Here is a 12,636-nt window from a genome sequence, read left to right as displayed (position 1 = left end):
GGGAAAATGCCATTCAAATTCAAAAGATTGGAGATTCCAGAAGTTATATTAATAGAGCCAGTAGTTTTTGAAGATGAAAGGGGCTTTTTTATGGAGACTTATAAGTATAGTGAGTTTTCAAAATTTGGGATTAAGGAGATATTTGTTCAAGACAACCACTCAAAATCTAAGAAAGGGGTTTTAAGGGGACTGCATTATCAAAAAAATCCAAATGCACAAGGTAAATTGGTTAGGTGCATAAGGGGGGAGATATTTGATGTTGCTGTAGATATAAGGAAAGGTTCTCCGACGTATGGGAAGTGGGTAGGGGTTATTTTATCAGAAGAAAATAGAAGAATGCTTTATATTCCAAAAGGGTTTGCCCATGGGTTTTGTGTTTTAAGTGATGAGGCAGAGGTTGTTTATAAATGCACAGCAGAGTACTCCCCTGAGGATGACAGAGGAATAATTTGGAACGATAAAGATATTGGAATAGACTGGCCAATAAAAAATCCTATTTTATCTGAAAAAGATAAAAGACATCCTCCATTAAGAGAGGCAGATAATAACTTTGTTTATGAACCAAATAATGAATAGAGGTGAGAATATGAAGGGAATAATCTTAGCAGGCGGCTCAGGAACAAGGTTGTATCCAATAACTTATGCTGGAAATAAACATTTAATGCCAATATACAACAAACCGATGATTTATTATCCGCTGTCTATTTTAATGCTTGCTCAAATCAGAGAGATATTGATTATCTCAACTCCTGAAGATTTACCAAGATTTAAAAAACTTTTAGGAACTGGAGAGCAGTTTGGAATAAAGCTGTATTATAAGGAGCAGAAAGAGCCGAGAGGTTTGGCAGAGGCGTTTATTATTGGAGAAGAATTTATTGGCGATGATAACGTTTGCTTAATTTTGGGAGATAATATTTTATATGGAAGTGGATTAACTGGGCTTTTACTTGAAGCAAAAGAAGTGTTAGAGAAAGAAGGTGGAGGGGTTGTATTTGGGCAGTATGTTAAAGACCCAGAGAGGTATGGAGTTATTGAGTTTGATGAAAATGGTAATGTTAAATCAATCATAGAAAAACCAAAAAATCCTCCATCAAACTATGCTGTTATAGGGCTTTATTTTTATGATAATGATGTTATTGAGATAGCTAAACAGGTAAAGCCATCTTGGAGAGGGGAGTTGGAGATAACTGATATAAACAATGAGTATTTAAGAAGAGGGAAGTTGAAGGTTAAGCTTTTGCCAAGAGGAGTTGCATGGTTTGATGCTGGAACTCATGAGAGTTTCTTAGAGGCAACAAACTTTGTTGCCGCAATTGAGAGAAGGCAGGGATTGATGATCGGCTGTTTGGAAGAAATAGCTTATAGAAACGGATGGATAACAAAAGAGCAACTGTTAGAACTTGCTAAGCCATTGTTAAAGACAGATTATGGAAAATATTTAGAGAGATTAGCTAATGAGGGATAAAAATGAAAATTTTAGTTACTGGAGGGGCTGGATTTATTGGAAGTAATTTTATAAGATATATTTTAGATAAACATAAAGATTGGGAAGTTATAAATTTAGATAAGCTTGGATATGGGTCTAATTTAGATAACTTAAAAGGTATAGACGAGGATAGATATTCGTTTGTGAAGGGAGATATAACTGATTTTGAGCTTATTTCTAAGTTAGTTAAAGAAGTTGATGCTGTTATAAATATGGCTGCAGAGACACATGTGGATAGGAGCATATCTAACCCATATTCATTCATAGAGAGCAACATAATTGGTGTTTATACTATATTAGAGGCTATTAGGAAATACAATCCAGAAGTTAATTTTGTTCATGTGAGCACTGATGAGGTTTATGGAGATATTGAGAAAGGTTCATTTACAGAGAATGATAGGTTGATGCCCTCTTCTCCATACTCTGCAAGTAAGGCTGGAGGAGATATGCTTGTCTTAGGATGGGCGAGAACTTACAACTTAAACGCAAAGATAACAAGATGTACAAACAATTATGGGCCGTATCAATTTCCTGAAAAGTTGATTCCAAAGACGATAATTAGAGCGAGTATGGATTTAAAAGTCCCAATATATGGTAAAGGAGAGAATGTTAGAGATTGGCTTTATGTGTTAGATCATTGTAGTGGGATAGAGTTAGTTTTAGAAAAAGGAGAAAAGAGAGAAGTCTATAACATAGCATCAAATCAGGAGAAGAAGAATATAGAAGTTGTTAAGATGATTTTAAAGATTATGGGTAAATCAGAAGATTTAATTGAGTTTGTTGAGGATAGACCGGGGCATGATATTAGATACAGCTTGGATGCTTCAAAGATAAGAGAACTTGGCTGGAAACCAAAGTTTAAGTTTGAAGATGGGTTGAAAGAGACTGTTGAATGGTATCTTAATAATGAATGGTGGTGGAAGCCTTTGATTAATGAGAAGGTTTTACATCCAACGCCTTGGAAGTTGAAATGGTGATTCTAATGAAATTTTTTAATAGGGAGAAAGAAATAAAAGAAATTCTATCAATCTTAGAAGGGGAGCCAAATAATATTTATTTTATTTATGGTCCTTTAAACAGTGGAAAAACAACCTTAATAAAATACATTATAGAAAATAGGCTAAGTGACGATTACAAGGTTTTTTATATCAATTTTAGAACTTATTTAATCTCAGAAAAAAAAGAATTCATTGAAGCTATCTTCACTACTAAAAAAGATGATTTCTTTGAGAAAATTAAGGACAAATCAGAGGTTTTGAATTTAATAACTAAAGGAGCTAAGATTCTAACTGGTATTCCAATTCCTGAGATTGAATTTGATAAGTTATTTGAAGAGAAGATAAACGATGTTTTTCAGTATTTAAACACCTTATTATTAGAAGTTAAAAAGAGTGGGAAACAACCAATTTTAATCTTTGATGAGCTTCAAATGATTAAAGATGTCGTTCTTAACGGGCAGAAGTATTTATTAAAAGAACTATTTCAATTCTTAGTTTCTTTAACTAAAGAACAACATTTATGTCATGTTTTTTGTTTAAGCTCAGATAGCTTATTTATTGAGTATATCTATGGGAAAGCTGAATTAAAAGGGAGAGTTGACTATATCTTAGTTGATGATTTTGATAAAGATACAGCTTTAAAGTTTATTGATTTTCTATCAGGAGATTTACTAAATAGACATTTGTCTAATGATGATAAAGAGCTAATTTATAACTATGTTGGTGGAAAGGCAAAGGATATTTATGATGTTATTGTTAAGTTAAAACTTGGTAAAGATTTGAAAGAGGTTTTGGAAACAAAACTTGGGGAGGAGTTAAATCACTTAGAAGAATTATTAGAGAAGGTTGAGGAGGATTATGAAAGCGTGAATTATGATGAAGTCTTAGAGGTATTAAAATTGTTTAAAGATAACTATGAAGTTCCAAAGAATAAGATAAAAAGGAAAATTAGGATATTTTTAATTAAGGAGAATATTTTATTTTTAAATTCACAAAAAAGGATTTTAAAACCACAGAGTTTTTTAGTCTGGAACGCTATAAAGATGTTGTTATAAAATAAATGGTGATTCTATGGAGAAAGTTGCTATTATTGGTTTGGGAATGATTGGATATGAATTGGTTAAAAAGTTTTTGGAGTTGGATGATTATAAGGTTTATATTATAACAAGGAGTGATAAGGGGTTTTTTAAGGATGTTGAAAAATATTTTATAGATATTGCTGATGAGAATAAGATTAAAGAGACTATTAGAAAGATAAATCCAGATTTTGTTATCAACACTGCCGCAATGACTAACGTTGATTTGTGTGAGACAGAGAGAGATTTGGCATATAAAATAAATGCCTTGGGAGCTAAATATATTGGAGAGGCTTGTAAGGAGATTGGATGTTCTCTATGCCATATATCAACCGATTATGTTTTTGATGGGGAAAAAGGGAATTATGTTGAAGAAGATGAGATAAATCCTATCAATTACTATGGCTATACAAAGGCAGAGGGGGAGAGGTTTTTAAATGAGTTAGATTATGATTCAATATCTATTGTTAGGATATCTGTTCCCTATTGCATAAGTCCAGTTAAAGTTAATTTCTTTATGTGGGTTTTAGAAAGATTAAAAAATAATGAGGCTATAAATGCTGTAATTGACCAGTGGAACACTCCAACCTATGTTAATGAGTTTATTGATGGGGCTGTTAAGATATATGAGAGAGATGTTAGGGGATTGTTGCACTTTGGTGGTGGGGAGAAGGTTAGCAGATATGAGTTCGCTTTAAAAGTTGCTGAGATTTTTGGATTTGATGAAAGTTTAATAAAACCAGTTAAGAGTTCAGAATTAGGATGGAAGGCTAAAAGGCCGAGAGATACTTCTTTGAATAGTGAGAAGGTTAAAAAGTTATTGGGAATTAAGTTAAAGAGCGTTGAAGAAGCATTGAAGGAGATAAAAAAGTTAAAAGTGGAAACAAAGTAATAATTTTTGTAGCATAATTTAATAAACTTAAAAAGTTTAAATTAAAAAATAATATAAGGTGAATAGTATGACAGTGCCGACAACCGGTAGAATAAATTTATGTAAAATAATTAATTTTCCAAAAGTTTCAGATTATAGAGGTAATTTAACATTTATTGAAGGAAATATACATGTACCTTTTGAAATCAAAAGAGTTTATTATATTTATGATATCCCAAGTGGTGAAACTAGAGGAGGACATGCTCATATAGAACTCGAACAAGTAATTATAGCATTAAGTGGTAGTTTTGAAGTTGTAGTAGATGATGGATATACAAGAAAAAGTTTTTTTCTTAATAGACCGCATTATGGTCTGTATGTTCCACCAGGTATTTGGAGAGAACTAATTAACTTTTCATCGAATTCTGTAGCACTTGTATTAGCTTCTACTTTATATGATGAAAAGGATTATATTAGAGATTATGAAACATTCAAAAAAATGGTTAGTGGGGGATTTTGGGATGAAAAGAAAAAGCTTTAGAGTGCTAATAACAGGTGTCGGCAGTACTACTGCCATTTCAGTTATAAAAGGTTTAAGAATGCAGAATGAATATGATGTATTTATAGTAGGTGTAGATATTAATGATAAAGACAATATAGCAGGATCAAAATTCTGTGATAAATTCTTCAAAATTCCACCAGCTATTGAAGAAAAGAAATACATAAATACTCTTGTTGAAATTATTACGTCTGAGTCAATAGATCTATTGATTCCCATAATAGACATCGAGCTTGAAATTATATCACAAAATATAAATATTCTTAACAAATATACAAACGTGTTAATATCACCATATGAGACAATTATTATTTGTAATGATAAATATGAAACTTACAAATTTTTTAGTAGAATAGGAGTCCCTACTCCAAAAACCTTATTACTTAATACTATTAATGATTTTGATTTTGATCAAATTATTCAGGATCTCTATTCGGCAGGTATTGACTTTCCAATAATAGTCAAACCACGAAAGGGTGTTAGTAGTCGAAATGTGTATGAAATCTATAATAAAGATGAACTCTGCCTTTTAAGAAGAGTTAATGAACCTATAATCCAAGAAAAAGTGGAGGGACAGGAATATACAATAGATGTTTTCTCAGATGGTAAAAAAGTGGTTTCTGTTGTACCAAGAAAGAGAATTGAAGTTAGATCTGGAATATCTTATAAAGGTCAGACTGTTAAAGATCCTGAGCTTATCGATTATGCAAAGAAAATAGTTGAGGAACTAAAGATAATAGGTCCTGCAAATATACAATGCTTTAAAAATGAAGATGATGTAAAGTTTATTGAAATAAATCCACGATTTTCAGGAAGCTTACCTTTAACTATTGCTGCAGGGGTGAATACCCCTCTGTTTGCTCTTAAAATGATAGCAGGAGAAAATTTAAAAACTGTAAAAAATTTTAAAATAGTAAGGATGTGTAGATATTGGAGTGAGGTGTTTTATTATGAGAACTAACGAGAATACAATTAAGAAACTAGATAGTATTGCAAAAAGTTATGATCCTATCTCCCCAGAAAAGGACTTTGACTATTGGCTATTACAATTTGATTTCGAAGTTTTAAGCAAATATCTTATAGGCAGAAAAGTAATTGAACTCGGATGTGGCAGAGGTATTTTAACAGAAAAATTGGTAAACGTATGCCAGGAGCTCCTAGTGGTAGATGGTTCTGAGATAAACATAAAGTATGTAAGAAAAAAATTAGAGAACTATTCAAATATAAAGTTTTATCATTCATTATGGGAGGATTTTGAATATAATAATAAAGATATAAGTGATGTTGTATTTTTTAGTGGATTGGAACATATAGACAAAGATACTGGGCTAAAAGTTTTAAACAAGATAAAAAACTGGCTTGCACCTAATGGAAAACTCCACATTGTTGTTCCAAATGCATATTCTTTACATAGAAGAATAGCATATTATATGGGTATAATTAAAGATGTTCATGAGTTCAGTGAAAGGGATAGATTACTTGGACATAAGAAAGTATATGATAAAGAAATTTTATTTAATGAACTCAGAAGTAGTGGCTATAAGATTTTACATTGGGAAGGGATATTTTTAAAACCATTTCCAAATTCTATGATGATGAATTTAGATGAAAAAATAATCAGAGGACTTTATGAAGTCGGTAAAGAATTACCAGATTACTGTGCGCATATTTATGTATGTGCTGTAGTAGAGAATAATCGTTAAATATTAAAGTTATTTATTTTTTTGTTTATTTTTTATGGTGATAGAAATGAAACTAACAATATTTTTTGATCTTGATGGTACATTGATTGACACCTCTGACAGACACTACAAAGTATATAATGACATTTTAAAATTAAATGGTTTCCAGATTAGTATTTCCAAAGAGAAATTTTGGGAGTTGAAAAGAGAAGGAAAAAAAACTATAGAAATGCTTCCAAATAATTGTCCCAAAGAGTTTGCTGAAAAATTTAAAAATGAATGGATTAAAAGAATAGAAAAAAGAGAGTATCTAAAACTTGATACTCCTATATATGGTGTTTCAGAAGTTTTATCTATGTTATATAATAAAAATATAGAACTAATACTTGTAACTTTGAGGCATAATGAAAGCAATCTTATATGGGAATTAAAAAATTTAAAATTAATTAGATATTTTAAAGAAATTCTAGTTGGTTCACCTTTAGAATTAAAAGATAAATCTATATTAATTAAAAAATATCTTACTAACCATTCCTCAAAAACAGCTGATCTACTTATCGTGGGGGATTCTGAAACAGACATACTAGCTGGAAAATATTTAGGAATATCATCAGTTGCTGTAACGTATGGTATAAGATCGAAAAATTTTCTTAAAAAATTAAATCCAGAATTTTATATTGATAATATTTATGAACTTCCCAAAATAATTGAAAAAATAAGGTGACATTATAATGATACCATTTATAGATTTAAAGAGAGAATATTCTGAAATCAAAGATGAGATAAATAGTGCAATTCAAAAGGTATTAGAAAGAGGATGGTTTATATTAGGAAAAGAGTTAGAAAAACTTGAACATGAATTTTCTAAATATGTTGGAACAAAATTTGGAATTGGAGTAAATTCTGGATCAGATGCACTTTATTTAGCAGTTAAGGCTCTTGGTATTGGTAGAGGTGATGAAGTAATAACTGTTTCCCATACATTTATCTCCACCGCTGATGCTATTGTAAGAAATGGAGCAAAACCAGTATTTGTAGATATAGATCCAGAAACATATACAATTGATACAACCCTAATTGAAAAAAAGATAACAGAACGAACAAAAGCCATAATTCCTGTTCATTTATATGGACATCCTGCAGATATGGATCCAATAATGGAAATCGCTGAAAAATACGGTTTATTTGTAATAGAAGATGCAAGTCAAGCCCATGGTGCAAAATATAAAGGTAAAAAAGTTGGTAGCATCGGACATATCGCATGTTTTAGTTTTTATCCTACCAAAAACCTCGGCGCTTATGGAGACGCTGGAATGATAGTTACAGATGATGAAGATATTGCAAATAAGTTAAAAATGCTAAGAAATTATGGTTCTTATAAGAAGTATCATCATGATGTTATTGGTATAAACAGTAGATTAGATGAAATCCAGGCATCAATACTTAGGGTAAAACTAAAATATTTAGATAAGTGGAATGAAAGAAGAAGAAAAATAGCAAAATTGTATAACGAGCTTTTAGAGGGTTCTGAGATAATTATCCCTATTGAAAAAGAGTGGGCTAAACATGTTTATCATTTGTATGTCATTAGATGCAAAGAAAGAGACAAATTACAACAATATTTATTTAAGAATGGAATACAGACTCAGATACATTATCCTATTCCCATTCATAAGCAGGGAACTTATTTGAATATAGTTAATGAATACTTACCTGCCACTGAAAAAATTTGTAATGAGATTCTTTCTTTGCCTATACATCCTTGGCTGAATGAAGATGAAATTGAAAAAATATGTTCATTGATAAAGGTGAAGATAACATGAAAAAACAAAATAATGAAAAGACGTTAGATGTAACAATAGTCACAATTAATTGGAATGTTACTAATAAGCTACAAAAATGTATAGATTCAGTTTTAGATACATGTAAAGACATTCATTATGAAATGTTTATAATTGATAATAATTCTCAGGATATGGATTTTGATGAAGTTATTCGTAAATACTCCAAATATAAACAATTAAAATTTATAAAGAACGATAAAAATGAAGGTGCATTAGCACTAAACAAAATACAAAATCAAATAAGTGGGCGTTATTTACTGATTCTTGGACCAGATACAATTTTAAAGAAAAATACCGTTCGAGAATTAATTAAATTCATGGACTCTAAAGCAGATGCAGGAGCTGCTACTGGAAAGTTACTTAATCCAGATGGTTCCCCTCAATTGTATTACTACAGGTTTTGGAATATATCTATGGTTTTCTATGTTGATAATATCGTTGGACAAATGATCGATCGATTTTTATTTTCATATAAAAAGCTTAGATATTATTTTGGTTATGATTTAGATGTAAGCTCCATAATTGAAATAGAACAACCTCCAGGAGCATGTCTAATATTAAGACCAGAACTTGTTCTTGAGGATGGGTATATTATTGATCCTAATTTCCCTTTTTATTATAACGATGTAGATTTATGTAAAAGAATCTGGAAAAAAGGATACAAGATTTATTTGGTTCCTTCAGCTGAAGTTATTCATGATCATGGAAGTTCTTTCAAAAAAGCAGATCCAACATGGAAAATAAAAGAATATGTTAAGAGCCAAATTAAATATTTCAAAAAACATCATAAAGGTAAAGTATGGCTATTAAAAACAATGATAATTATAAATTATCTTATCTTGATAGGCATAAGTATGTTATTAACAATATACCCAAAACGAAAACATTCAGACGTGTCATTAAAAGAAAAAATAAAAAATATGCTCTGGATAATTTGGGGGGTTTTAATATGGTAAGAGTAGTAGTTATTGGATTAGATGGAGCAACATGGGATTTAATAAAACCTTGGGCTGATACAGGGGAGTTGCCGACATTTAAAAAATTAATGGAAAATGGGGCTTGGGGAGTGTTAGAATCAACGATTCCTCCAATTACGTGTCCTGCATGGGTTAGCATGTTAACAGGTAAAAATCCTGGAAAATTGGGAATATATTATTTCAGACAGCCTAATTGGGACACTATGCAAATGGAAAATGTTAAAATAGATTGGGATAAATACCGACCACTTTGGAAAATTTTAAATTACCATGGTTTAGTGACAAATATAATTAATACACCAACAGCTACACCTAAACCTAATGGTTATAAAGGAGTATATATCCATTGTCCAATTATGGGTTCAAGTGATGAAGAGAAATTTGCATATCCTGAATTTGTAAGAGAAAAAATAAAAAAAATAGGTTATGAAAGAATAGTCACAAAACCTCCTGAAGAAATTGGTGAAGATGAATACATATCAAAAGTTTATGAAATTACAAAGAAAAAAATTGCAATTGCTTTCGATTTATTTCAAAATACTAAATGGGATTTGTTCTTTTTTACGATTTTTTATACAGATCAGATGAAACACTACTTTTGGCATTATATGGATCCTAATCATCCTAAACATAAGCCAAGTAAATACCAAAATGCCATTTTAGAGTTCTACAAATTTATTGATACTAAACTTAATGATTTTTTAGATTCCTTAACAGAAGAAGATATATTATTTTTAGTATCTGACCATGGACATGGAGGCATGTATAGAGAAGTTAATTATAACATTTACTTTAATGAAATGGGCTTACTAAAATTTAAGGGCCAAACTACTAAGATTGTTAAACATAAAAAACTTTATAACCTCTTAAGAAAATTATATTCATTTAGGCTTATCAAGGTCATAGTAGAAAATATAAACTTTATGAAACGTCTAAAAAAAGAAATTAGAATAGATATGGAAAATATAGACTGGAATCAAACATTAGCATACAATCCTACACCAAATGCTATCTATATTAACTTAATTGGTAGAGAAAAATATGGTATAGTGGATAAAAAGGACTACGATATAGTAAGAGAAAAAGTTATCGCTATTTTAAAAAACTTAGAAGATCCAAATACAAATGAAAAAGTAGTAGAAAAAATCTGGAAAAAAGAAGAAATATATAGTGGGGAATATTTAGAAATAATGCCAGATATATTAATTGAGCCAATAAATGAGACTAGTTACATAAACTATGGTTTCGACAATTTATGGAAAGGACAAACTTTCTCAGAACCTACACCTTTAACTTACTCAACACATACTTTAAGAGGAATATTTCTTGCTTATGGTAAAGGTATTAAAAAAGGTTATAAAATAGAAAATGCTAAAATTTATGACATTGTCCCAACAATCCTTCATATTTTTGGTTTGCCAATCCCAAATGATATGGATGGTAGAGTGTTAATGGAAATATTTGAAAAAGATAGTGAATTTGTAAAAAGAGAACCAAAATATGTTGATCCAAGCTATTATGAGAAAAAACAAGAGGATGAAAAACTTAAAAAAGCCATTAAAAACCTAAAACTCAAAGGTAAGATTTAAACAAACTTCTTTAAAATTCTTTTTATTATCCATAAATTAACCCCTAACTTCCTTTCTACAACTAAAAATAACTCAATATCCTCTTTATCAACACATTTACTTAATAATACTAAAAACATATAAGACAAAAAGAACGTAACTAATATAAGAATAGCATATAAAATATTAGAAACATCCAAACCAAATGCTTGAATACCAAAAAGCATTATAAAACTAATTATCAACAACTTCACATAATTCCTACTAAATGGATGAATCTTAGTTTTTTGATAAAGTCTTATAGATGTTAAGATATTTGCAATAAAATAAGAAACAGCAGTAGCCACTGCCGCCCCATTAATTCCATATTTTGGAATCAATAAAACATTTAAAATAATATTCAAAATTGCAGAAATGGTGTTAGATACCATAATAAACCTACTTTCTTTAATTACTATTAAACTCAATCCATTTAAGCCCAAAAATGTATGAAACATAAAACCTAAGGATAAAATTCTCAACACATCAGATGCTTCCAAATATTTTACTCCAAAGAAAAAACCTATAACAGCCTTTGGAAAAAGAAACATCATAGCAAATATTGGTAGAGTTGCTAAAAAAATCCACTTAGTTAATATTTGATATGTTGTTTTCATATCTTCAATTTTTCCACTTGCATAAAGTCCAGAAACAATAGGAGCATAAAGAAAAGCAGCAGAATCTAAAAATATTGGTATTAACCTTGCCAAAGGTGCAGCAGTATTGTAAAATCCAACAAATTCAGATGAAAGATAATAACCAACCATTAAAATATCTGTCCAGTTCATTATAAAAGCTAATATACTTACAAGTAACAAAGGAATTGAAAATACTAAAAGCTCTTTTGCTAAATTTAAATTTAAAGAAAAACTAATTTTTAAAAATTTTGAATAATACACATAAAGAACAGTAATCAAACATGTCAAAATTTGAGATAACAAAAAAGCATAAAACAAATATATAATAGAAAGATTAAATATAAACAAAGATAAAACAAGTATAAACCACAATATTGGATACAATACACTCTGTAAATAAATTCTTTCCTTTACTCTTCCAAATCCCCTTGAAAATGAAATTATTATCCCACTTATTGCAGAGAAAGGAATAGTAAATGACAGTATTTCAAGAAATACACTTAACTCATCTTGATGAAATATCTTAGCAATGAAATCAGAACTAAAGAAAGTTAAAATCATAAACACCAAACTACTAAGAGAAATTATGAAAAGAGATGTAAAAATAATTTCTTTAACTTTTGAGATATCCTTATCTTTATAAAAGCCAATTTCTCTAACAACACCTTCAGGAAGTCCTAAAGAAACCAAAACCATAACAACACTTAATATAGTTAAAGATAAAGAAAATATACCATACTCAAAAGTTGTATAATGCCTTGCTATAATTATCCTACTTAAAAATCCAAAAAACATGGAAAATACTGTCCCAAAAAATATCAATCCAGCTCCACGGGCAATGCTAAACAATGCCTTCTTTGCTTCACTCATAACATCCCACCTAATACCAAAACAACTC

General features: G+C 29.9%; 13 protein-coding genes. 12 read left to right on the top strand and 1 reads right to left on the bottom strand.

What is annotated here, in order from left to right; translation table 11 throughout:
- The first annotated feature begins 6 nt into the window (after positions 1–6).
- The 12 genes from rfbC to JH146_RS00375 all read left to right on the top strand — a co-directional run bounded on the left by rfbC (position 7) and on the right by JH146_RS00375 (position 11,082).
- Entirely contained in the window at positions 7–576 is a 570-nt protein-coding gene (rfbC, locus tag JH146_RS00430) for a dTDP-4-dehydrorhamnose 3,5-epimerase (RefSeq protein WP_048201153.1), read from the top strand.
- Positions 577–586: 10 nt separating this feature from the next.
- Complete coding sequence (rfbA, locus tag JH146_RS00425) at positions 587–1,465, top strand: glucose-1-phosphate thymidylyltransferase RfbA (RefSeq protein WP_048201152.1); 879 nt, start codon at positions 587–589, stop codon at positions 1,463–1,465.
- 2 nt (positions 1,466–1,467) lie between these two features.
- Entirely contained in the window at positions 1,468–2,463 is a 996-nt protein-coding gene (gene rfbB / locus JH146_RS00420; protein WP_048201151.1) for a dTDP-glucose 4,6-dehydratase, read from the top strand.
- 5 nt (positions 2,464–2,468) lie between these two features.
- On the top strand, positions 2,469–3,539 hold the full coding sequence (locus JH146_RS00415) for an ATP-binding protein (protein ID WP_048201150.1): 1,071 nt from the start codon (positions 2,469–2,471) through the stop codon (positions 3,537–3,539).
- Positions 3,540–3,555: 16 nt separating this feature from the next.
- On the top strand, positions 3,556–4,452 hold the full coding sequence (gene rfbD / locus JH146_RS00410; protein WP_048201149.1) for a dTDP-4-dehydrorhamnose reductase: 897 nt from the start codon (positions 3,556–3,558) through the stop codon (positions 4,450–4,452).
- A 67-nt stretch (positions 4,453–4,519) separates the two neighbouring features.
- Complete coding sequence (locus JH146_RS00405) at positions 4,520–4,972, top strand: sugar 3,4-ketoisomerase (RefSeq protein ID WP_048201148.1); 453 nt, start codon at positions 4,520–4,522, stop codon at positions 4,970–4,972.
- A complete protein-coding gene (locus JH146_RS00400) occupies positions 4,953–5,951 on the top strand; it encodes an ATP-grasp domain-containing protein (RefSeq protein ID WP_048201147.1) in 999 nt (332 codons plus the stop codon). Before JH146_RS00405 ends, JH146_RS00400 begins: the two co-directional genes overlap by 20 nt.
- Positions 5,941–6,693, top strand: a complete 753-nt coding sequence (locus JH146_RS00395) for a class I SAM-dependent methyltransferase (RefSeq protein WP_048201146.1) — start codon at positions 5,941–5,943, stop codon at positions 6,691–6,693. Before JH146_RS00400 ends, JH146_RS00395 begins: the two co-directional genes overlap by 11 nt.
- A gap of 46 nt (positions 6,694–6,739) precedes the next feature.
- A complete protein-coding gene (locus tag JH146_RS00390; protein ID WP_048201145.1) occupies positions 6,740–7,396 on the top strand; it encodes an HAD family hydrolase in 657 nt (218 codons plus the stop codon).
- A gap of 7 nt (positions 7,397–7,403) precedes the next feature.
- On the top strand, positions 7,404–8,495 hold the full coding sequence (locus JH146_RS00385; protein WP_048201144.1) for a DegT/DnrJ/EryC1/StrS family aminotransferase: 1,092 nt from the start codon (positions 7,404–7,406) through the stop codon (positions 8,493–8,495).
- Positions 8,492–9,472, top strand: a complete 981-nt coding sequence (locus JH146_RS00380; protein ID WP_048201143.1) for a glycosyltransferase family 2 protein — start codon at positions 8,492–8,494, stop codon at positions 9,470–9,472. Before JH146_RS00385 ends, JH146_RS00380 begins: the two co-directional genes overlap by 4 nt.
- Complete coding sequence (locus tag JH146_RS00375; RefSeq protein WP_048201142.1) at positions 9,466–11,082, top strand: alkaline phosphatase family protein; 1,617 nt, start codon at positions 9,466–9,468, stop codon at positions 11,080–11,082. Before JH146_RS00380 ends, JH146_RS00375 begins: the two co-directional genes overlap by 7 nt.
- Here the strand turns inward: JH146_RS00375 and JH146_RS00370 are convergent.
- A complete protein-coding gene (locus tag JH146_RS00370) occupies positions 11,079–12,608 on the bottom strand; it encodes a flippase (RefSeq protein WP_048201141.1) in 1,530 nt (509 codons plus the stop codon). The genes JH146_RS00375 and JH146_RS00370 overlap by 4 nt on opposite strands.
- Between the last annotated feature and the right edge of the window lie 28 nt (positions 12,609–12,636).

The organism is Methanocaldococcus bathoardescens (assembly GCF_000739065.1).
In the GTDB taxonomy this organism is placed as follows: domain Archaea; phylum AGJL01; class Methanococci; order Methanococcales; family Methanocaldococcaceae; genus Methanocaldococcus; species Methanocaldococcus bathoardescens.
The sequence above is the reverse complement of the archived record's forward strand: the minus strand, read 5'-3'. Positions and strand labels throughout refer to the sequence as shown.

What these genes read in the sequence shown, in the direction of transcription:
- rfbC (WP_048201153.1), top strand. Translation starts at nt 7, where the DNA reads ATGCCATTCAAATTCAAAAGATTGGAGATTCCAGAAGTTATATTAATA.
- rfbA (WP_048201152.1), top strand. Translation starts at nt 587, where the DNA reads ATGAAGGGAATAATCTTAGCAGGCGGCTCAGGAACAAGGTTGTATCCA.
- rfbB (WP_048201151.1), top strand. Translation starts at nt 1,468, where the DNA reads ATGAAAATTTTAGTTACTGGAGGGGCTGGATTTATTGGAAGTAATTTT.
- JH146_RS00415 (WP_048201150.1), top strand. Translation starts at nt 2,469, where the DNA reads ATGAAATTTTTTAATAGGGAGAAAGAAATAAAAGAAATTCTATCAATC.
- rfbD (WP_048201149.1), top strand. Translation starts at nt 3,556, where the DNA reads ATGGAGAAAGTTGCTATTATTGGTTTGGGAATGATTGGATATGAATTG.
- JH146_RS00405 (WP_048201148.1), top strand. Translation starts at nt 4,520, where the DNA reads ATGACAGTGCCGACAACCGGTAGAATAAATTTATGTAAAATAATTAAT.
- JH146_RS00400 (WP_048201147.1), top strand. Translation starts at nt 4,953, where the DNA reads ATGAAAAGAAAAAGCTTTAGAGTGCTAATAACAGGTGTCGGCAGTACT.
- JH146_RS00395 (WP_048201146.1), top strand. Translation starts at nt 5,941, where the DNA reads ATGAGAACTAACGAGAATACAATTAAGAAACTAGATAGTATTGCAAAA.
- JH146_RS00390 (WP_048201145.1), top strand. Translation starts at nt 6,740, where the DNA reads ATGAAACTAACAATATTTTTTGATCTTGATGGTACATTGATTGACACC.
- JH146_RS00385 (WP_048201144.1), top strand. Translation starts at nt 7,404, where the DNA reads ATGATACCATTTATAGATTTAAAGAGAGAATATTCTGAAATCAAAGAT.
- JH146_RS00380 (WP_048201143.1), top strand. Translation starts at nt 8,492, where the DNA reads ATGAAAAAACAAAATAATGAAAAGACGTTAGATGTAACAATAGTCACA.
- JH146_RS00375 (WP_048201142.1), top strand. Translation starts at nt 9,466, where the DNA reads ATGGTAAGAGTAGTAGTTATTGGATTAGATGGAGCAACATGGGATTTA.
- JH146_RS00370 (WP_048201141.1), bottom strand. Translation starts at nt 12,608, where the DNA reads ATGAGTGAAGCAAAGAAGGCATTGTTTAGCATTGCCCGTGGAGCTGGA.